Source organism: Micromonospora pisi, from assembly GCF_003633685.1.
Lineage (GTDB): Bacteria > Actinomycetota > Actinomycetes > Mycobacteriales > Micromonosporaceae > Micromonospora_G > Micromonospora_G pisi.
Window position 1 is genome coordinate 979,640 of sequence record NZ_RBKT01000001.1, and the last position, 21,310, is coordinate 1,000,949.

Below are 21,310 nucleotides of genomic sequence, written 5' to 3' on the forward strand. Positions count from 1 at the left end.
CCCTGGCGATGCCGAAGTGAGCGCGCCGATTACCCATCGTTACTCCACTGTTGCGAGTTAGCGTCATTCGGATGAAATTGCAACGATCGTAGCGCCATGTGCAACGGTGTCAAGTGGAGATTGCACCGCGCGTGAACTACATTGCGTATTACGCAACGACAGCGGCGGAACGTCCGGCCGCAGCGAGGGGAGACAGGGCCTTGGCGCAATCGATTCGCCGTGCGATCGACCTCATCCGTCGATCTGCGCAGCACCCGCTGTCGCTCACGGAGGCAGCGGACGTACTCGGCGTCCACAAGTCCACGGCACTGCGGATCCTGCAGACACTGGAGTCGGCGCGCTTCGTGCGCCGGACCGGCGCGGGCACCTATGTGCTCGGCAGCGGAGTGATCGAGCTGTCCGAGCTGGCGCTCGGCTCGATGGACCTGCGCCAGTTCGCCGCCGCACACCTGCGTGCGCTGCAACGCGAGACCAGTCATACCGTGCACCTGGCGCAACTGACCGGTGATGAGATCATCTATATCGACAAGGTCGACAGCCCGGCGTTCGACGCCGTCAAGCTGCCGTCGCGGGTAGGGCGCGCGGTGTCGATCTACGCGAGCGCCGTCGGCAAGACGATCCTGGCTTACCTACCCCTGGAGGAACGCGACCGCCTCCTCTCCCACGTCGTCTTCGAGAGGTTCACCGACACCACCTTCGCCGACCACGAATCTCTCGGAGCCGAACTCGCCCGCATCCGCGAACAGGGCTGGGCCACGGACAACGGCGAACACGACGCCTACGTGATGTGTGTCGCCGCACCGATCAGGGACTCGCGGGGGCAGGTCATCGCAGCCGTCTCGATGACGGCGATCGAGGTCATCGCGAGCCTCGACCAGCTGAAGAGCGCTCTTCCGCTTCTACTGGAGACTGCGAACCGGATCTCGTTCGAGCTCGGATACACATCTCCGTCATCCGCGAGCCCGGACGGCGCAGACGACGATGATCGATTGATGCACGCGCCCAACTGACGACCAGCGGCGGTAAGGGCGGGCCTGCAAACCAACAGAAACGCGCACCGGCTCGCCAGCGACCGGCCGTCGGCACCGCTGCCCGCAAGACCGACGCGCCTGCGCTGGCTGCTCGACCGCTCGATCGCCCTGGTCCGCGGCAATCTCGGGGGCCACGGCTGGCTGTCGCCCGGTCCCGAGTTGCCGCGCGATCGGGGCCCCGCCGGGCGACATTTCTACGTGTACGCGTACCTGGCCCAGGTCGACGTCGTCACCGCGACCGAGGCATCGCCGATGCCGGGTCGGGGGTGACCCCCGCGGACCTGGGCCGCAATCTCGCGATCCACCGGCGGATGCACCGCGAGGGCTGGCCGGTGTGGCGGTCCGGGAGACGGTCAGGCCCGGCCGGCGTACGTCGCCCGGAGCCGGGCTCGCGCAATGATCTCCTGAATCGCGTCGACGACCAGGTCGGGGTGGCGCATGTGGATGTTGTGGCTCCGATCGTTGATGAGCCGGTGCACGCTGGACCGCGCCCGGGTGACCAGCTCGCTGTTCATCGCGACCCACCTGCTGCCGTAGGCGCGGCTGGTAAGTACGGCGAGCGGGAGGTCACCGAACCGGGGTTCTTGGACGCCGAAGGTGAACCGTTCGGCCTCCCGCGCCGACCGTAGCCCCGAGCGGAGTTCCCGCAGGGCCGCCGCCCTGGCGAAACCTCGGCAGACGGCCGCGATCCACCGCCGGTAGTCCGTCGCGTCGACCCGGGTACGGAACTCGGTCTGCTCCGGGTACAGCGGCATTTTCCGCCAGGCGAGCATGAGTCGGGTCAGACCGACGGGCGCGAGGATCGTGAACAGCGACGTCATGATGCCGGAGGCGACGAAGACGGCCAGGACACCGCGATCGCGGGCGACCGTCTCGGGGATCGAGTCGACCAGGACGAGCCCGGCCACCTCCGCCGGATGGAGCTGGGCGTAGAGACAGCCGGTCAGCCCGCCGAGCGAGTGGCCGACGAGCACGTATGGCGGACGGATCGCGGCATCGTGCAGGAGCCGTCGCAGGTCGGTCAGGTCGCGGTCCACCGTCGGCGGCGGGCCCTCCTCACTGCCACCCAGGCCGGGCCGGTCGTAGCTGACCACGCGGGTGAACGGCGCCAGGCTCTGCCGCACCGGCAGCCACGAGTCGGCGCAGTCGCCGGCGCCGGGAATGATGACCACGGCCGGCGCCCCGACGCCCACGTCGTACCGTCTCAGCCGGTAGCCGCCGACATCGACGAGGCGGCCCCGCCACGGCAGCGCCCGGTCACGGCAGCGGGAACCCGCCTCGTAGACCACACCGGCCGACAACAGTGCGGCCGGCACGGCGATCGACCACCGCATCCGTACCTCCGAGTCGTCGGCGCCCTGGTCAGGAGCCTACCGACGGTCGTCGCCAGTTGGGACGACATGGCGACCGTGGCCAGACCCGGAGGGACCACGTTGCCCGGTGGACGGTGGTCGACCAGCAACGGCTGATGCGTCTGCTCCGGCGAGTACCTCTGTCGGCGGCCCTGACACCCGCCACGGTGCCGGGACGATGGTGTCCCGTTCGAAAACTCGGTTTCCTGCGGTCAGGGAACTCTGACTGGAGGGGCGGCAGGACGACGGGTTGTTCATTGACAAGAGTCGATGTTACTGTGGGAACGCTCCCAGATCGCACCCTCCACTCCACTTGCTCGAGGAGCTGAAACATGTTGCGACGGCGTTGTCGCCCGGCCACCATGCTGGCCGGGCTGTTCGTTCTGGCCCTGTCTGCGTTCCTTTTGCCACCGGTGTCGGTGGTCAGCACCGCCGCGGCCGGCGCACCCCACACCCGCGCGGTGCCACTCGCTGAGCTGACCGTGGTGTCCGAACAGGTGGCTTTCGGTCTGCAGCGTCCGATCGCGATCACCGGGCTACCAGACGGCCGGATGCTGATCGCGGAGAAGAACGGCACCGTACGCGCCTACCACCCCGACACCGGCTTGGCGGCTGAGCCGGTACTCGACCTGACCGCCCGGATCGACACCTCGGACAACGAGCGCGGCCTTCTCGGCATCACGCCTGCGCCGAACTTCGCGCGGACCGGGATCCTCTACGTGGCCTACACGAGCCTACCGTCCGGCACGCTGACCCTGGCGCGAGTGCCCATCGACGCTCCCGACCGGGTGCAGGTGCTGCTCACCCAGGAGCACGCCGAGTACGGCAACCACAACGGTGGACAGGTGGCGTTCGGCCGCGACGGCTACCTCTACTGGTCCCTCGGCGACGGCGGCCACGCGAACGACCCGTTCAAGGCCGGTCAGAACCTCGGCACCCTGCTCGGCAAGATCGTACGGATCGACGTCAACCGCACCTGCGGGACGAAGCCCTACTGTGTGCCCTCCGACAACCCGTTCGTCCGGATGCACGGCGCGCGACCAGAGATCTGGCTCTACGGGCTGCGCAACCCGTGGCGGTTCTCCGTCGACCCGGTCGACGGCTCGCTGTGGATCGGTGACGTCGGCCAGGGCATGATCGAGGAGATCAACCACATCCGCCCGTCGCAGCGTGGGGCGAACCTCGGCTGGTCCTGCCGGGAAGGCACCCCGGTGTTCGACCCGCAGCAATGCCGGCCGGGCGGGCGGTACACCGACCCGGTCTTCGAGTACGACCACTTCAACGACAACTGCTCGGTGACCGGCGGCGTGGTGTACCGAGGGTTTCGGACCCCCGAGGCATGGGGGACCTATGTCGCGAGCGACTACTGCTCGACCCGGGTGTTCGCCGTGCGTCCCAAGCCCAACGGCGGCTACGAGTCCGCCACGATCGGCAACTTCCCCACCCAGCCGACCGCGATCGGCACCGACGTGCACGGCGAGCTGTACGTGCTCAGCGACCTCCCGGGATGGCTGAACCGGGTGCGGTTCGAGCGGGTCCAGCCTGCTGTTTAATGCCGCATCCCTCCGGACTCGGCCCCGGCGGGGCAAGGTCCAGAGTGGGGACGGGCCGGCGACGGAGGTCGCCGGCCCGTCCCCACCGCTCAGCCGATGGTCAGGTCGAGCTGCTTGCGGCCGTTCGCGGGTACCCGCACCGGGTTCCCGTCGTACCAACCGGTCGACTTGGTCACCGGGTCGGCCAGGTACCACTCCAGGTTGACCGGGCCGTCGCCGATCACCCGGAATTCGTAGACGCCGCCCTGACCGGGCACGTCAGCGACGGCGAGCAGGTCGCCGCTGGTCACGCCGCGTGCCTTCAGCCGGCCGCCGCTCCAGGCGGTGTCGCCCGGTGTGACGGTGACCGTGCCAGTGACCTTGGCACCCGCCGACAGCGTGGTGTCATAGGTACTGGTCGCGCCGCTGGTGACCGGCACCGTCTCGGCCTGGAACCGGTTGCCGGTCGCGCCGGACCACTGCCGCGGCAGATCGGCGATCGGCGTGAAGAGCAGGGGCCACGCGTACGGCCCCAGGTTCCTGACCGTGTACCTGCCCTCTTTGTCCGTGCCCTCGGGGACGAGTTCCGACCGGGGAATCTCGAAGGCCGTGACACCGACCTCGACGTGCTCCACCGGCTGGCCGGCCGGGTCACGCACCACGCCGGTGACCGACCCGGCCGGGTCCAACTGGATCGTGCCGAGCCGAGTGGTCTTGCCCGCCCTGATGTTGATCTTGGTGGCCTGCCTCTGGTCGCCGGTGCCGCCCTCCGGGGTGAACCACTGCGCCCCGTACGCGCTGCCGTCCGGTGGCTTGACGAACAGTTGGTAGGTGCCCGGCGCCAAGGTACCGCTGGTGCCCACGCCCTGCTTGTTGGTGCAGGCGGATGCGCGCTCGCTGGTGCCACCCGTGCCTGGCAGTACGGCGTAGAAGCACACGCTCTCACCCGCCGTCGTCCCCGTCGCACGGTTGACCACTCGCGCGTTGAACCGGCCGCCGATCTCGACCGGGATGGTCAGCGTGGCCCGCCCGTCGGCCGGGATGGTGACCGGTACGTCCTTCTTGCCGAGGTAGTCGCTGCCGCCCAGCATGTTCAGCGTGACCAAGGTCGGGCCCGCAGCGAGTCCCGCTACGGTCACCGCCGAGCCCTGCGTGCAGAAGTCGCCGAACTTCGCGACCACCGCGACGCAGTAGTTGCTGACCGGAGCGCCGGTGGTGGCGTCCACCGCGGTGACGATGAGCGAGCCGCCGGTATGCCACGTCGAGTTCACCGACGCCGAACCGCCCGCCGCCACGGTCACCTCGCCGCCGTCCTGGGAGAGCTCACGGGACGAGTTGGTGAGCGTGATCCGGTACGACTCCGGGAACACGTCGGTCATCTGCCACTCACCGTCCGTACCCGTCTGGACGGTGTGGCGCTGGTACACGCCGTCGGCGATCACGTCCGCCTGCACGTAGAGCTGGGGCGCCGGCTCGCCGGTGGGCAGAGTCACCCGGCCCGAGAGCGTGGACCGCGCCGGGTGCGCCACCTCCAGCGTCCTGGTCCCTCCGGCCCGGACCTTGACCGGAACGGCGTTCTCGATCCGGAGCGTGCCGGGGGCGAAGTACTCGTCGTAGCTAAACAGGTAGTCGCCCGGCAGGAGGTCCTCGAAGGTGCGGGAGCCAACGTTGGTGCCGTTCGCGAACGCGACCTTCGTGCCGCCGTGCCAGAGGGCGAACGCGTACTGGTCGACCCCGCTGCTGCCGGTCCGCAGCTCGACGCGCAGCGCGCCGGTCGGCCGGAGCGAGTCGTTCACCTCGACGGACTGCCCGGCAGCCACCCTGAAGATCCTGCCCGCCGCCTCGTCGATCTTCCCGGGCACCCACTGGTGGACGTTGAGCTCGACCCGCCAGCGCCCGGCGGGCACGGTGAGCGAGAACCGGCCGTCCGCCCCGGTGCTGGTGTTGTAGTTGCCGTCGCCGTCAACCTCGTGTGCCACGACGCTGGTCTGGGCCGGGTTGCCCTCCGCATCGGTGATCAGCCCGGTCAGGGTGCCGGTCGGCAACAGGCTCTCATCCACGGTCAGCGTCTGGTTGCCGCGCAGGGTGAACCTCTTGGCGGCGGCCTGGCCATGCTCCTGGTGTGCCCACACGCGGAACGGGAACTTCACGAACTGCAGGGTGACCTCGCCGGCCGGCACATGCGTGATGGAGTAGCGGCCGTCGGCGTCGGTCGTGGCGCCCGACGCGAAGTAGGAGTAGGGCTCGGCGTCGAGATACACCGACGCCTGCGCGACCGGGTTGCCGGTCTGGTCGGTGAGTCGGCCCTGGACCGTGCCGGTCGGGACCTGGCGCTCGTCGACCACCGTGGCCAGGCCCGGCACCACGGTGTAGCGCTGGGCCTCGTCCGCGTTCGGCTTGCCGGGGGCGTACTGCGAGATGGTGCCGTCCGAGAAATAGATCGTGACCGGGCCGGCCGGCACGTCATCCATCTGGTAGCGCCCCTGCGCGTCCGTGTAGGCCGAACGCTGCCAGTGGTTATAGGTCAGGCTGCTGGTGGAGACCGACGCGTGGACGATCGGGTTGCCGGATCGGTCGGTGAAGACGCCCCGGACCGTGCCGGTCTGCGGCTCGAGCGGCCCGGAGATCTGGGCGGCCGACGCCTGCGTGGCCGGGACGACGAGGATCAGACCGACGGCGAAAAGGCCGGCGGACAAGAGTCTTTTGAGCATGCGTGTCAAACTCCGCTGGGTGTTGATCCACTGAGGACCCGAGCCTAGGCGGAGATCGGTCCTGCCGGGGGGCGGTGGGTGAACGGAAAACGATCGCGGGTAGTGATCACGTAGGGCATTCCCGGAGAAACTGGCCGCCCGGTTCCCCGATCCGGAAAGGACCATCGACCTGGCGAGGTGAGCGAGCAGATTACTGCGGGAACACCGAAAACCTGGGTACGGTCGGCTGCGGCAGCTGAGTTCCCCGGAAGCCCGGAGAACATCACTATCGGGGGGGAAAGCTCAAACCACTTGGTCGAGCTGGCCCGGGTCGACGCCGTCCTGGACACCGCGTACGTCTACCTCGACGCCATGCTGGCCGGGCATCATCGGCCTGCCAGGCTGTAGGCCGGGATCGTGTTCCACGCCTGCGGGCCGGACGCGGGCTCGCCGAACGCGGCGGCGGCCGGGCGCTGCGCGATCGCGTACACCGCGGCGTCGCCGGCGGGCACGTCGGCCGCGAACCGGGGGTGGTAGACCGCCGGGTCGATACCCGTACTACGGCGGGCCGGTACGTACGGGTAGGAGCCGGCCGTACGGATGTCGGCCGGTCCTGCCGCTGTCGCCTACCGGCACCTCTCGGATGGCGGACCGGGAGGTGCCGGCATCTTGGTCAACTGGATCGAGGCTCCGAGTCGCTACCGATCGCGACCGGTTGCCGCCGCTGCTCCATCAGGTGTTGACGGATCGAGTGGGCCACGGCGGCCGCCCATACCGCGCAGACAACCGTGTAACAGCCATAACGGACGGTGACCGCAGCATCGAACCAGTCGCTGTGAAGCAGGGTTCGACTGTTGGTCAGAACGATCATGCCGCCGACCGCGGAGCCGAGCACCCGGGGCGGGACCTTGCGTACGAGCCAGGCCGCCACCGGCGCGGCGACCACCCCGCCGATGAGCAGCGCGGTGACCCAGCCGAAGTTGATGTTCTCCGCACCGATCCCGACCAGGAAACCGAGGCTCGCCGCGACGGCGACCAGGAACTCGCTGGTGTCGATCGACCCAATGACCTTGCGTGGTTCGAGCCTGCCGCTGGCCAGGATCGCCGGGGTGCCGATGGGGCCCCAGCCACCGCCACCGGTGGCATCAACAAAGCCGGCGAGCAGGCCCAGCGGACCGAGGAATCGCTTGCGAAGCGGCTTGTCCACGTTGTCCTGCGGCAGACCAAAGGTGGTGAAGCGGACCAGGAGGTAGCTGCCGAGGGTGAGCAGGATCAGCGACATGATCGGGGCCGCCGCGTCGGTGGAGAGGCTGGACAGGAAGGTTGCGCCGGCGAAGGCGCCGATCGCGCCCGGAATCCCGATCCGGGCGACGACCTTCGTGTCGATGTTGCCAAATCGCCAGTGGGCGGCACCCGAGGCGAGGGTGGTGCCGATCTCGGCGAGGTGCACGGTGGCCGAGGCGGCGGCGGCATGGACGCCGACGGCGAGCAGCAGGGTCGTCGAGGTCACGCCGTAGGCCATGCCGAGGCTGCCGTCGACCAGTTGGGCGCCGAGACCGACCAGGGCCAGTAGAAGAATTTTGCGCATGAGGGACCACCAGTTCGTCGGGGGGGATGGAAGCGGGGAGCAGACGGCTCGGGTTGGACAGGCGGGCGCCGCCCGTCGGCGAGGTCTTGCCGGTCCGTTCATCGCCGACGGGCACCCGGCGTCGCCGCTGGGCACGCGCAGGCGTGGCGACCCATCGGTACCGGGGCGTCGAGGAACGGGCGTACTGACGGATGCGTGGGGCTTCCGCCCTGGAGGGGGCTCGCGAGGCACTACGGCGCGACCCGGTGGAGCGGACCGGCCGCGCCGTCGGTGGTCGGTTCAACGACGGTGACCGGGCCGGTATGCGCGATGACGAGGCCTTTTAACGGCCGGTTCACCTCCCCTCCGGCCGGTGTCCGGATCCCATTCGACGGGACCCGCCCGAACCATTTTCATACTCACTAGATAGGAATGGTTCCGCGAACCAAACCGACCAGACAAGAGTGCTTTCACAATTCAGATCGGCAAGAAGATAGTGATAGACGTCACTCTTTTCGGGTGGCAGGCAACATCTTGGCAATCAAAGTAGGCCGATATTTAACACGATGACCCAATGACGGACAGAAACCTGCCAACCTCCTACCCAGGTCAGGCCGACAGGTCCCCGACGGGCGGCAGATATCCGGCATACCGGCGGAGTCACCGAAAAAACCCGCAGGCCCACGCTCTAGTTAGAGAGATTTAACTGAGCCGTAACTAAGCTGGCCTAACTTAATTGGAGCCTGAGATCGATTAGCGCCAATTATCTACGGGTCATCTCGGTTGATCATCTGATTCATTCGGTCGCGTCCTGGAAACCGCCGCCCCATGAAGTGGGAGTCCGATGAGCCCTGCACCGAACACGCGCGATCTGGTGATCGCGATCAGCGCCGGTAGCCTCCTCGAACCCAGTCCCCGGATCGTCACGGCCGCCCGCCACGGCGGCGGTCACGGCGTCCTGGATCTCGCCTCCGGCGACAGCTGGACACTCACCGCCCTGGCCCAGGCCACCGCCGGGTCGAGCGAGCCGATCGGCGTACGCGTGCCGGCGGGCTGCACCGCCACGCCAGCTGACGTGGACCGGGCGGGCCACGGCTACGTCGATCTCGTTGTCGTACCGCTGGACACACCCTGGCCACTGGCCGACGTAGTCGACAGGTACCGGGTGCTGGTCGAGGTGACCAGCCTCGACGACGCCCGGCTGGCCGCCGCGGCCGGGGCGCACGGGCTCATCGCGCGGGGCATGGAGGGGGGCGGAAAGGTCAGCGAGCTCAGCTCGTTCGTCCTGCTCCAGCAACTGGCCGCAGCCGACGGCATCGACCTGCCGATCTGGGTCGCCGGCGGCATCGGCCCCCGCACCGCCGTCGCCTGTGTCATCGGCGGCGCGGCCGGCGTCGTCCTGGACAGCCAGCTCACCCTCATGCCGGAGTCCGAGCTACCGGCGGACGTACGGGGCGCGATCCGTCGGCTGGACGGGTCCGAGACGGTCCTGGTCGACGGCGTACGCGGGATCCGCCGAGGCGGTCCGCACGACAGCGCCTCGCAGCTGCTGCCGATCGGCCAGGACGGCTGGCTCGCCGCCGTCTTCGCCCGGCGCTGGCCCGACACCGCCGCCGCCGTACGCGGAATCCGTGCCACCCTGCTCGAAGCGATCGCCGAACCGGCCGCCGGGGACGCCCTGGCGCCGGGTGCCGCCCTCGCCGACGCCCTCAACGTACGGATACCCGTGGTGCAGGGCCCGATGACCCGGGTCAGCGACGAGGCCCCGTTCGCGGCCGCGGTCGCCGCCGACGGTGCGCTGCCCTTCATCGCGCTCGCCCTGTCCGGTGCGGAACAGTCCCGCCGGGTGCTCCGGGAGACCGCCGACCGGCTGGGCGACCGGCCCTGGGGCGTCGGCGTGCTCGGCTTCGCGCCCGACGAGCTGCGCGCGGCACAACTCGAGGCGATCCGCGAGATCAGACCCGCGTGCGCGATCATCGCGGGCGGGCGGCCGTCCCAGGCCACCGTGTTGGAGCAGGACGGGATCAACACCTTCCTGCATGTACCGTCGCCGGGGTTGCTGCGGCAGTTCCTGCGGGCGGGCGCGCGCAAGTTCGTCTTCGAGGGCGCGGAGTGCGGCGGCCATGTCGGGCCGCGGGCGAGTTTCCCCCTGTGGGAGGCACAACTGCTGGTACTCGAAGAGTTCCTGGCAAACACGCCGGACGACGCCGGGCGGCTGCAACTCCTGTTCGCGGGCGGGATCCACGACGCGCGGTCGGCGGCGATGGTCGCCGCGATGGCGGCTCCCCTGACCGGACGCGGGGCGCAGATCGGGCTGCTGATGGGGACCGCCTACCTCTTCACCCGCGAAGCGGTGGAGGAGGGCGCCATCCAACCCCTGTTCCACCGTGAGGCCATCGCCGCCACCGGCACGTCGCTGCTGGAGACCGCCCCCGGACACGCGACCCGGTGCCTGCCCAGTCCCTTCGTCGACGACTTCCACGGCGTACGGGAGGAACTGGAATCGGCCGGGGTGGAGAACCGCCAGGTCTGGGAACAACTGGAGCTACTGAACGTCGGCCGGCTGCGGATCGCCAGCAAGGGCGTACGCCGGGAGGACGACGGCCTGGTGAAGGTCGACGAGGCGGTGCAGGCCGTCGAGGGGATGTTCATGGCCGGCCAGGTCGCCGTGCTGCGCCACGCACCGACCACGGTCGCGGAGCTGCACGCGCAGGTCACCACGGAGGCACGGGAGTTCCACGCGGTACGGGCCGCCGCGCTGCGCGCCGAACTCACCCCGCCGGCCGTGCCGGTGGACGAGCCGCCCGCGCCGCTGGACATCGCCATCATCGGCATGTCCTGCGTCCTGCCCGGCTCCCCCGACCTGCACAGTTTCTGGCAGACCGTGCTCGGCGGCGCCGATGCGGTCACCGAGGTGCCGACCGACCGGTGGAACGTCGACACGTACTACGCACCCGAGGTGGGCCCGGGGCAGGCGGGTCGGATCAGCGTCTCCCGGTGGGGCGGGTTCATCGACCCGGTCCCGTTCGACGCGATCCGCTACGGCATTCCCCCGGCGGCGCTGAGCAGCATCGACCCGACCCAGTTGCTCGCGCTCGAGGTGGCACATCGGGCGCTCGTCGACGCCGGATACCCGTACGACGCGGCCGGCGCGGACCACAGTCAGACCGGTGTGGTGTTCGGTGCCGAGGCCGGCAGCGACATGGGTCACGCCCAGACACTGCGGACCATGCTCCCGGCCTACCTCGGGGACGTGCCGGCCGAGTTGGAGGACCAACTCCCCACCGTCACCGAGGACAGCTTCCCCGGCGTGCTGGCCAACGTCATCGCCGGCCGGGTCGCCAACCGCCTCGACCTCGGCGGCCCCAACTACACCATCGACGCCGCCTGCGCCTCGTCGCTGGCCGCGATGGACGCCGCCTGCAAGGAACTCAGCGCCGGCAGCAGCGACCTGATGATCTGCGGCGGCGCCGACCTACACAACGGCATCAACGACTACCTCATGTTCACCTCCGCGCACGCCCTCTCCCCCACCGGGAGGTGCCGTACGTTCGACAGCACCGGCGACGGCATCGCCCTCGGCGAGGGGGTCGCGTGCGTCGTACTGAAGCGGCTGGCCGACGCCGAACGCGACGGCGACCGGATCTACGCCGTGATCAAGGGCGTCGGGAGTTCCAGCGACGGACGCGCACTCGGGCTCACCGCCCCGAGGGCGAGCGGACAACGCCGCGCCCTCGACCGCGCCTACCACCGCACCGGCGTCTCGCCCCGACAGGTCGGCCTGATCGAGGCGCACGGCACCGGCACCGTGGTCGGCGACCGTACCGAACTGGAGACCCTGACCCGGTTCTTCGACGAGGCCGGCGCGGAGCCCGGTAGTTGTGCGCTGGGCTCGGTGAAGTCGCAGATCGGGCACACCAAGTGCGCGGCCGGCCTGGCCGGCGTGATCAAGGCGAGCCTCGCCCTCTACACCGGAGTCAAGCCACCCACGATCCACCTGACCCGCCCCAACCCGGCGTGGAGCCCGGAACGCAGCCCGTTCGCGTTCTACACCGGCGCCCGACCGTGGACGGCGCCGGCAGCCGAGCGGCTCGCCGGGGTGAGCGCGTTCGGTTTCGGCGGGACGAACTTCCACACCGTGCTCAGCGCGTACCCGAACGCCCCGGAGCCGCGGCACACCCGGCAGTCCTGGCCCGCGGAACTGTTCTGCTTCCGCGGCGCCGACCGGCCCGCAGCACAGCTGCGGGTACGGCGACTGGTCGAGATGCTGTCGAACCGCGACGAGCTGGGCCGGCCGTGGTCGCTGCGTGACCTGGCCGCGTCCCTGGCCGACGAGGCGGACCACCGGGCGGGCGCGGTCCGGATCGCCGTCGTCGCCCGCGACCGCGACGAACTCGCCAAGCTGTTGGACCGGGCCCTGGCCGGCGAGCACGACCCGGCACGCGGGCTGGTCCAACCGCCGGACGACCCGGAACCGGGCAAGGTGGCCTTCCTCTTTCCCGGTCAGGGCAGCCAGCGGCCGGGTGCGCTCGCCGAACTGTTCGTGGCGTTCCCCGAGCTGCGGCACTATCTGCGGCTCGGCGCCGAGTGGGCGGACCTGCTCTTCCCGCCGTCGGCGTTCGACCCCGAGACGGCGCGCGAACAGGAGGACCGGGTACGTGACACCCGGGTCGCCCAACCCGTACTGGGCATCGGCGGACTCGCGGTCGACCACCTGTTGCGGCGGCTGGGCGTTCGGCCCGACCTGGCCGGCGGACACAGCTACGGGGAGCTGGTCGCGCTCTGCGTGGCCGACGCGTTCGACCCCGAGACCCTGCTCGCGCTGAGCCGGCAACGGGCCGACGCGATCCTCGCCGCCACCGGCGATGATCCGGGCACCATGGCGGCGGTCACCGCCACCGCCGAGCAGGTCAGCCAGGTGCTCACCGAGTCGGGACTGGCCGGCGAGGTTGTACTGGCCAACCGGAACACGCCAACGCAGGTGGTGATCTCCGGTCCGACTCCCGCGGTCGGATCGGCGGTGGCAGCGCTGCGCGAGGCCGGGCTGTCGGCCCGGGGACTCTCCGTCGCGTGTGCGTTCCACAGTCCGGTGGTGGCCGGCGGCACCGCACGTTTCGCCGAGGCGCTCGCCGCCAGAACGGTACGCGAGCCGGCGATCCCGGTCTGGTCGAACCACACCGCCGCCCCGTACGACGGCGACGCCGACCGGGTACGTGAACGGCTTGCCGCGCAGATCGGCGCACCCGTGCGTTTCGTCGAACAGATCGAGTCGATGTACGCCAGCGGCGCCCGGACCTTCGTGGAGGCCGGCCCCGGTCAGGTCCTCACCAAACTGGTCCGGGCCGTCCTCGGCGACCGGCCGCACCTGGCGGTCGCGACAGAGCCGCGACCCGAGGAGGGACTGCGCGGCTTCCTCGTCACCATCGCGCAACTGGCCTGTGCCGGTGTACCGGTGCGCACCGGCTGGTTGTACCAGGGCCGCGACACGGTGGACCTCGCGACGGTCGAGCCGGCCCGACGTCCGTTCTGGACCGTGGACGGCCAACTCGTACGCGACCAGTTCGGAAACAGCCTGCCCGGCGGGATGACGCCCCCACGACGGATCAAGGAGTTGTCGATGACCGCATCGAACGGGACCACCTTCGGCGGCCGGGACGGCCGCGACGAGTTGCTGAGCGAGTTCCTGCGCACCAGCCGGGACATGATCGCCTCACAGCGGGACGTGATGCTCGCCTACTTCGGCGACGGTGCGGGTGGGCGGCTGGTGTGGCAGCCCACTGAGGCGTACCCGCCGGTGGTGCTTCCGGGTCATGGAAGCGAGGTCGCGCCGGTCACGACAACCACGATGGTGGCCGCTGCACCGGCCGCGCCGGCGGTCGTGGTTGACGTGGCTGCCGTACCGGTCGCCGCGTCCGGCCCCGACTTCCAGACCGCCATCCTCGACGTGATCAGCGAACGCACCGGCTACCCGGTCGACCTCATCGAACTCGACCTCGACCTCGAAGCCGACCTCAGCATCGACTCCATCAAACGCGCCGAAGTCGCCGGCGAGGTCGCCGCACGACTCCGCCTCGCCGTCGAAGGCGACGAAGCCGAACTCGAAGACCTGGTCAAGGCCCGCACCGTACGCGCCATGGTCGACTGGCTCAACCAGAAGATTCGGTCGGCGGCGGGCACGACCGTGATCCACGCGACCGCCGTACTCGGCCCGGCAAGCGGGTTGGCGCACTCCAACGCTCTGGTCGCGACCGGCACGGTCATGGTGACCCGACCGGATTTCCAGACCGCCATCCTCGACGTGATCAGCGAACGCACCGGCTACCCGGTCGACCTCATCGAACTCGACCTCGACCTCGAAGCCGACCTCAGCATCGACTCCATCAAACGCGCCGAAGTCGCCGGCGAGGTCGCCGCACGACTCCGCCTCGCCGTCGAAGGCGACGAAGCCGAACTCGAAGACCTGGTCAAGGCCCGCACCGTACGCGCCATGGTCGACTGGCTCAACCAGAAGATGCAGGGGGAGGCCCCTCCGGCGCCGTCACCGGGTGGCGGCACGCTGGCCCCGCCGCCCGCACCACGCGCGCTCACCGCCGCCGCACCCGCTCCGACGGGGGAACCACCCGCGGGTGCGCCCTCGGCGCTGACCACGATGAGTCCGGCCATCGCACCCGCGCCGTTCCCCTCCGTGTCCGACACCGTGACGGTCGCTGCGGCGGTCACCACCGTCGGCCGGGCGGGGATCACGCCGAAGCGGCTCCTGCCCCAGGCGAAGGTGATCACGGGACCTGCTGGCGCGGACACCGGTGCCCCGCTCGCCGGGCAACCCGTCGACGTGCTCGCCGGGACGAGTTTCCTCATCACCGGTGCCAGCCCGGCGCTGGCGTACCTCGCCGAACTTCTTCAGGAGCACGGGGCGGGTGGGCAGACCGGTGTGGTGGACAGCAAGCAGGCCGGTCAGCTCGCCGGCTTCGACGGGCTGATCCTGCTCGACGGGTTGACCGGCGGCGGAGGCCCCCTGTTGCCCGAGATCTTCCCGTTCCTCAAGCAGGCGCTCGCCGCCGGCCCACGCTGGCTGCTGGCGGCGGGACCGGTCGGCGGTAGCGAACGCAGCGATGGACTGGCTGGCCTGTTCCGTACCATCGCCAGGGAATATCCGCAGGTCATGGCGAGGTACGTCGAGGTCGACGCCGCCGCCGAGCCGCAGCGGATCGCCCGACACCTGCTCGACGAACTGCTGGTCGGCGGGGACGCGCCCGTTGTCGTACGGGGCGAGACCGAGCGGACGGCGGTCGACCTCGCACCGGCGGCGTTGGGAGCGGTGGCGACGAGTGGTGCCGGGCCGGCCGGTGACGGCGCCTCCGAGGCCGCGGCGATCGGCCTCGACCGGGACTCGGTGGTCGTCCTGGTCGGCGGGGCGCGCGGGATCACGCCGTGGTTCGCCCGCGCGGTGGCCATGGCCAGCCGCTGCCGGATCGAGCTGGTCGGCCGCACACCGCTGCCGACCGAGCCGGAGGATCCGGACCTGGTGTCGGCCCGGGACAAGGCGTCGTTGCGTGCCGCGCTCGCCCGCCGGGGTCTGCGGTCGCCGGCGGAGATCGAACGCACCGCGCAGGCGGTCCTGGCCGCCCGCGAGGTCGAGGCGACCCTCGCCGAACTGCGGGAACTGGGCAGCGAGGTGCGCTACCACGCACTCGACGTGCGGGACGCGTCGGCGACCCGGAGTCTGCTGCTGGACGTCGAGCGTACGCACGGCCGGGTCGACGGCGTGGTGTACGCGGCCGGCGTGATCGAGGACAAGCTGATCGCGGAGAAGGACCCGCAGTCGTTCACCCGGGTGTTCGGCACCAAGGTGGAGGGCGCCCGCTCGGTGCTGGCCGGACTCGAAGAGCTGGCCTCGGCACCCCGGTTCGTGGTGCTGTTCGGCAGCATCGCCGCGGCGTACGGCAATCGGGGTCAGGGCGACTACGCCGCGGCGAACGACGCGATCGACGCGATCGGCGCCCGCTGGGCGGCCAGCACCGGCAACCGATGCCTGACCGTGCACTGGGGTCCCTGGGCACCGGGTGCCGGCCACGGCGGGATGGTCAGCGACGAACTGAGCCGGGAGTACGCGCGCCGCGGCATCGAACTCATCGACCCCGAAGCGGGCGCTCTCAGCCTGCTTGGCGAGTTGGCCTGGGGCGACCCGAAGATCAACTCCGTGGTCTACACCGCCTCCGGCTGGTGATCGTCCAGAGGGTGCGGCAACGCCCGCGCCGTACAGCCGGTACGCCCGTCGACGGTGGAGCGAGAGGTCGAAGATGAACACGAGCACCGATCGGCGCGACCCGGTCGCGATCGTCGGGATGGCGGCGGTGATGCCCGGCGCCGGCAACCTGGAGAACTACTGGCGCAACCTGGTCGACGGGGTGGACGCGATCACCGACGTGCCGGCGCACCGGTGGGACGAGGAGTTCTACGACCCGGACCAGGCCCACCGGCCGGACCGGATGTACTGCCGACGTGGCGGGTTCGTCGACGAGTTCGCGAGCTTCGAGCCGCTGCGGTTCGGCATCATGCCCGCGTCGGTGGCGGAGATCGAGCCGGACCAGCTCATCGCCCTGAACGTGGCCGCCGCCGCGATCGACGATGCCGGCGGCACGGACCGGCTGCCCGACGGCGACCGGGTGGGCGTGATCCTCGGGCGGGGCGGCATCCTCAGCCCCGCCCAGGCCCGCTACGCCCAACGGGTGCGGATGTCGAGCCAGGTCATCCAGGTGCTGCGGGAGCTGATCCCGGAGTTGGACCAGAGCCGGCTGGACCTGGTACGCGAGAAGTTCGACGAGCGGCTCGGCCCGTACCAGCCGGAGGGGACGATCGGTCTGGTGCCGAACCTGGCCGCGTCCCGGGTGGCCAACCGGCTCAACCTGCGCGGTCCGGCGTACACCCTGGACGCGGCCTGCGCCTCGTCACTGATCGCGGTCGACCAGGCGATCACCGAACTGACCAGCGGACGGTTGGACGCCGTACTCGCCGGTGGGGTGCACCACGTGCACGACATCAGCTTCTGGTCGGTGTTCAACCAGTTGCGGGCGCTGTCCCGGCGCGGGGAGAGCCGGCCGTTCCACCGGGAGTCCGACGGGCTGCTGATCGGCGAGGGCACCGGTGTGGTCGTACTCAAGCGGTGGTCCGACGCGGTCCGGGACGGCGACCGGGTTTACGCGGTCATCCGGGGCAGCGGAATGTCCAGCGACGGCCGCTCGGCGAGCATGTTCAACCCGGCCTCCTCGGGACAGGTGCTGGCCATCCGGCGGGCCTGGGAGTCGTCCGGGCTGGACCCGACCGCGCCGGACGCGCTGGGGTTGCTGGAGGCGCACGGCACCGGCACGCCCACCGGCGACGCGGCCGAACTGGTCTCGGTCGCCGAGGTCTTCGGACCGCACTCGGGCGACGGACCACGCCCGGTGATCGGATCGGTCAAGTCGATGATCGGGCACACCATGCCGGCCGCTGGCATCGCCGGCCTGATCAAGGCCACGCTCGCGGTCTACCGGGGGGTGCTGCCGCCCACGCTGCACTGCGACGATCCGCGCTCGGAGATGGCCGCGACCCGGTTCGCCCCGATTGCCACCGCCCGCCCCTGGGACAGCGACGGGCCGCGTCGCGCCGGGGTGAACGCCTTCGGCTTCGGCGGCATCAACGCACACGTCATCGTCGAGCAGGCACCCGAACCGGTTGGCGTACGGAACCGGCCGGCCGCCGGGGTCCCGGTGACAGCGGGTGTCGGCGAAGACGCGGCCTCGACCGTGGCCGGTTCGACGGTACAGGTGACCGAGCCGGACCAGGTGCTCTGGCTCGCCGCGCCGGACCCCGTCCGGTTGGCCGGCCTGCTGTCCCGCGACGACCACGAGGTACGGGCCCTCGGCATCGAACGGGCCCGGAGCAACCGGCCCGCGACCGGGGCCGAACCGTGCCGGATCGGCATCGTCAACCCGACGGACAAGCTGCTGGCGGTCGCCCGCAAGACGGTGGCCCGCGGGCAGGCGTGGCGGGGTGGCCGGGACATCTGGTTCAGTCCGTCGCCGCTGTTGGCCGCCGGCACCGGGCGCCTCGCCTTCGTCTTTCCCGGCCTGGAGGCGGAGTTCGCGCCGCGTACCGCGGATATCGCCGCCCACTTCGGACTGCCGGACCGGCAGTGGTCCGCAGCGGACCTGGGTCGGCACGGAGCTGGGCTGATCGAGGTGGGCAAACTGCTCGACGAGGCGCTACGCCGCATCGGCGTGCTGCCGGACGCGGTCGCCGGACACAGCATCGGCGAGTGGACCGCCGCGGCGACCAGCGGACAGATCAGCACAGCGGCGATGGACGAATTCCTGGAGCTGTTCAACGCCGACTCGGTCGAGGTCTCCGGATACGTCTTCGCCGCCGTGGGAGCCGGCGCGGAGCGGGTCACCCCGATGCTCGGCGACTTCCCGGGGGTGGTGCTGTCACACGACAACGCCCCGGCGCAGTCGGTGGTGAACGGCCCCGAATCCCAGGTGGACCGGCTCGTCGAGGCGCTGCGTACGGAGAACGTGCTGTGCCAGAAGCTGCCGTTCCGGTCGGCCTTCCACACTCCCGTGTTCGCCGATGGCCTGCAGTCGATCGGTGCGGCGCTGCGCCGGTGGGAGGTGCACCCGACCCGGATACCGGTCTGGTCGGCGACCCTGGCGGCACCGTTCCCCGCCGACGAGGCGCAGGTCAACACCCTGTTCGTCCGGCACATGATGGAGCCGGTCTGGTTCCGTCAGACCGTGGCGGCGATGTACGACGCCGGCGTACGGGTCTTCCTCCAACTCGGCGCCGGACAGCTCGCCTCGCTGATCAGCGACAACCTGCGCGGACGTGACCATCTCGCGATGCCGGTCAACGTGAAGCACCGCAGCGGGCTGGACCAGCTCCGCCGGGTCGCCACCGCGATCTGGGTGGAGGGCGGCAGCCCGAACCTGACCGCGCTCGATCCACCGTCGGCGAAGGCAACTGGAAAACCGGTACGCCGTGGCCCGTCGATTCCGCTGGACCTGGGTGGACCGCTGGTCCGGCTCGGGGCGGGCGCCGCCGGTCTGCTCGGCGTGTCGGTGGGCGGCACCCAACCGCACCACCTGTCCGCAGGTCCGCCGAGTCACGGTGCGGCCGTCCCGGTCGACGCATCAGCGACGGCCGGGGCCGGGCGCCAGCCGGAACCGGCGGGTACCGGCGGTAACCCGGCGGCGGCGCTGGCCGCACTGCACCGGTTGGCCGGGCGGTCCAGCGCGGCGGCGGAACTCGCCGCACTGTTGCAGGACACGGCACGGGACGCGGTCAGCGTGCTGGACGCCGCCGCACCCGCGCTCCGACCACACCGATCGACGGCACCCGTGGTGCCGCCGGTAGGTGTTGCGCCACTCTCGATCGTCCCGCCTGCCGCGCCCACCCGCGCCGCCGTCATCGGCACCGGCAGCGGGGTCCACGCCGGCAATGGCAGCGCGGCCAATAGCAACACGAGCAACGGCAGCGCGGGCAACGGCGACACGGGTACGGTTCGGCGGATCACGTTGCGGGTCTCCGTCGAGACCATGCCGTACCTGAGGGACCACTGCTTCTTCGTCCAGCCGCCGGACTGGCCGAACGTGGAGGACCGGTGGCCGGTGGTGCCGGCCACCACCCTGGTCCAGCACATGGTCGACGCGGCGGAGCAGGCCGTGCCCGGCATGCGGGCGGTGGCCGTACGCGACGCCCGGTTCAACCGGTGGCTGATAGCCGAGCCGGGTCAGGACGTCGAGGTCACGGTGAAGCCGACCGGTGACGGCCTGGTTTCGGTCACCTTCGGCCCGTACGCCCGGTCGACCGTGGAACTCGCCGCGGACTATCCGGCGGACTCGCCCGAGGTGTGGCGGCACGATCCCGCGACCGAGCGGCCGCCACGGATCAGCGCCGAGGAGATGTACGCGGAGCGGCTGATGTTCCACGGCCCCCAGTTCCAGGGAGTCACCGCCGTACACGCCCTCGGTGACATGCACGTACGGGGAGTGGTCACCGCACCCGTGCCGCCGGGCGCGCTGCTGGACAACGCGCTGCAGCTGATCGGCAACTGGCTCATCACCACACAGCCGTTCCGTACCGTGGCGTTGCCCGTGGGCCTGGGCCACATCCGGTACTTCGGTCCCCCGCCGGAGGCCGGCACGGCGTTCGAGTGTGTTGCCCGGGTGCGCTCGATCGATGACGCACAACTCGTCGCGGACACCCAACTGGTCGTCGACGACCGGGTGTGGGCGCAGATCGACGGCGCGGTCGACCGGCGCTTCGACAGCCATCCGCAGGCGCGGCCGGCGGAACGGTTCCCCGAGCGGCATCCGATGTCGCTGATCCAACCCGAGGGCTGGACGATGGCCTTCGACTGCTGGACCGACCTGGTCACCCAGGGCATGGCCGCCCGCGGCATCCTGGGCTCGTCCGCGTACGCGGACTACGAACGGCAACCCGCCAGATCCCGCAAACAGTGGCTGTTGGGCCGGATCGCGGTGAAGGACGCCGTCCGGTTCCGGTTGTGGGAGGACGGCCACAGCGACATCTACCCGATCGAGCTGACGGTCGGCAACGATCCGGACGGGCGGCCCCGGGTGTACGGACGTCCGGGCCGTGACCTGCGCGACTGCGACGTCTCGCTGGCGCACTGCGCCGAGGTCGGGGTCGCGATCGCGAAACCCCGCGATCCGGCGTCGCCGCCCGACGCGCCGGGCGTCGGCATCGACGTCGCCGAGATCACCGACCATCCGGAGAGCACCCTGCGCTTCGCCCTGTCCGATCGGGAGACCGCCCTGCTGGACTCGCTCGGCGGCGACGCCGAGGACCGGCGACGCTGGTTCACCCGGTTCTGGGCCGCCAAGGAGGCCGTCGGCAAGGCGGAGGGAACCGGACTCGACGGGCGCCCGCGCCGGTTCGCCGTGAGCAGTGCCACGGACACGGTGCTGACCGTCCGCGTCGACGATCGGATCTACCCGGTGGAGCACCGCGAGGTCGGCAATCCCGAAGACCTACCGCTCCGACGCTACGTCGTCGCCTGGACCTGGGGCCCTCGCACCGTGGCCGTGGCTGGTCAACCGTGACCGGCACCCATTTCCGACCATCCGAAGGAGTACAT

The 21,310-nt window shown here is 70.5% G+C and carries 7 protein-coding genes; 4 read left to right on the forward strand and 3 right to left on the reverse strand.

Translation table 11 applies throughout. The annotated features are described in order from the left end of the window. Positions 1 to 200: 200 nt before the first annotated feature. Positions 201 to 1,010 carry an IclR family transcriptional regulator gene (locus BDK92_RS03875; protein WP_170208474.1) on the forward strand — a complete coding sequence of 270 codons (810 nt, stop codon included), beginning with the start codon at positions 201 to 203 and terminating at the stop codon, positions 1,008 to 1,010. A gap of 374 nt (positions 1,011 to 1,384) precedes the next feature. Here BDK92_RS03875 and BDK92_RS03885 read toward each other — a convergent pair whose 3' ends face one another. Further along, positions 1,385 to 2,365, reverse strand: coding sequence for an alpha/beta fold hydrolase (locus BDK92_RS03885; RefSeq protein WP_121154665.1), 981 nt, complete (start codon positions 2,363 to 2,365; stop codon positions 1,385 to 1,387). Between the two features lie 350 nt (positions 2,366 to 2,715). On the opposite strand from BDK92_RS03885, the gene BDK92_RS03890 reads away from it, so the two are divergent. Next, a complete protein-coding gene (locus tag BDK92_RS03890) occupies positions 2,716 to 3,936 on the forward strand; it encodes a PQQ-dependent sugar dehydrogenase (protein WP_121154667.1) in 1,221 nt (406 codons plus the stop codon). A gap of 89 nt (positions 3,937 to 4,025) precedes the next feature. Here the strand turns inward: BDK92_RS03890 and BDK92_RS03895 are convergent, their stop codons facing one another. Further along, positions 4,026 to 6,626 (reverse strand): carboxypeptidase-like regulatory domain-containing protein, encoded by a 2,601-nt coding sequence (locus BDK92_RS03895; protein ID WP_170208475.1) that lies wholly within the window; start codon positions 6,624 to 6,626, stop codon positions 4,026 to 4,028. Positions 6,627 to 7,278: 652 nt separating this feature from the next. Continuing rightward, positions 7,279 to 8,193 carry a sulfite exporter TauE/SafE family protein gene (locus tag BDK92_RS03900; RefSeq protein ID WP_121154671.1) on the reverse strand — a complete coding sequence of 305 codons (915 nt, stop codon included), beginning with the start codon at positions 8,191 to 8,193 and terminating at the stop codon, positions 7,279 to 7,281. A gap of 823 nt (positions 8,194 to 9,016) precedes the next feature. On the opposite strand from BDK92_RS03900, the gene BDK92_RS03905 reads away from it, so the two are divergent. Together BDK92_RS03905 and BDK92_RS03910 are read left to right on the forward strand one after the other, a co-directional pair. Continuing rightward, positions 9,017 to 16,399 carry a type I polyketide synthase gene (locus tag BDK92_RS03905; RefSeq protein ID WP_121154673.1) on the forward strand — a complete coding sequence of 2,461 codons (7,383 nt, stop codon included), beginning with the start codon at positions 9,017 to 9,019 and terminating at the stop codon, positions 16,397 to 16,399. A 73-nt stretch (positions 16,400 to 16,472) separates the two neighbouring features. Next, the gene (locus BDK92_RS03910; protein ID WP_121154675.1) at positions 16,473 to 21,275 is read left to right on the forward strand and encodes a type I polyketide synthase; all 4,803 of its coding nucleotides are present in this window, start codon (positions 16,473 to 16,475) and stop codon (positions 21,273 to 21,275) included. Positions 21,276 to 21,310 lie beyond the last annotated feature (35 nt).

Coding starts and splice junctions, on each gene's coding strand:
- BDK92_RS03885 (WP_121154665.1), bottom strand. CDS start 2,365: ATGCGGTGGTCGATCGCCGTGCCGGCCGCACTGTTGTCGGCCGGTGTG.
- BDK92_RS03890 (WP_121154667.1), top strand. CDS start 2,716: ATGTTGCGACGGCGTTGTCGCCCGGCCACCATGCTGGCCGGGCTGTTC.
- BDK92_RS03895 (WP_170208475.1), bottom strand. CDS start 6,626: ATGCTCAAAAGACTCTTGTCCGCCGGCCTTTTCGCCGTCGGTCTGATC.
- BDK92_RS03900 (WP_121154671.1), bottom strand. CDS start 8,193: ATGCGCAAAATTCTTCTACTGGCCCTGGTCGGTCTCGGCGCCCAACTG.
- BDK92_RS03905 (WP_121154673.1), top strand. CDS start 9,017: ATGAGCCCTGCACCGAACACGCGCGATCTGGTGATCGCGATCAGCGCC.
- BDK92_RS03910 (WP_121154675.1), top strand. CDS start 16,473: ATGAACACGAGCACCGATCGGCGCGACCCGGTCGCGATCGTCGGGATG.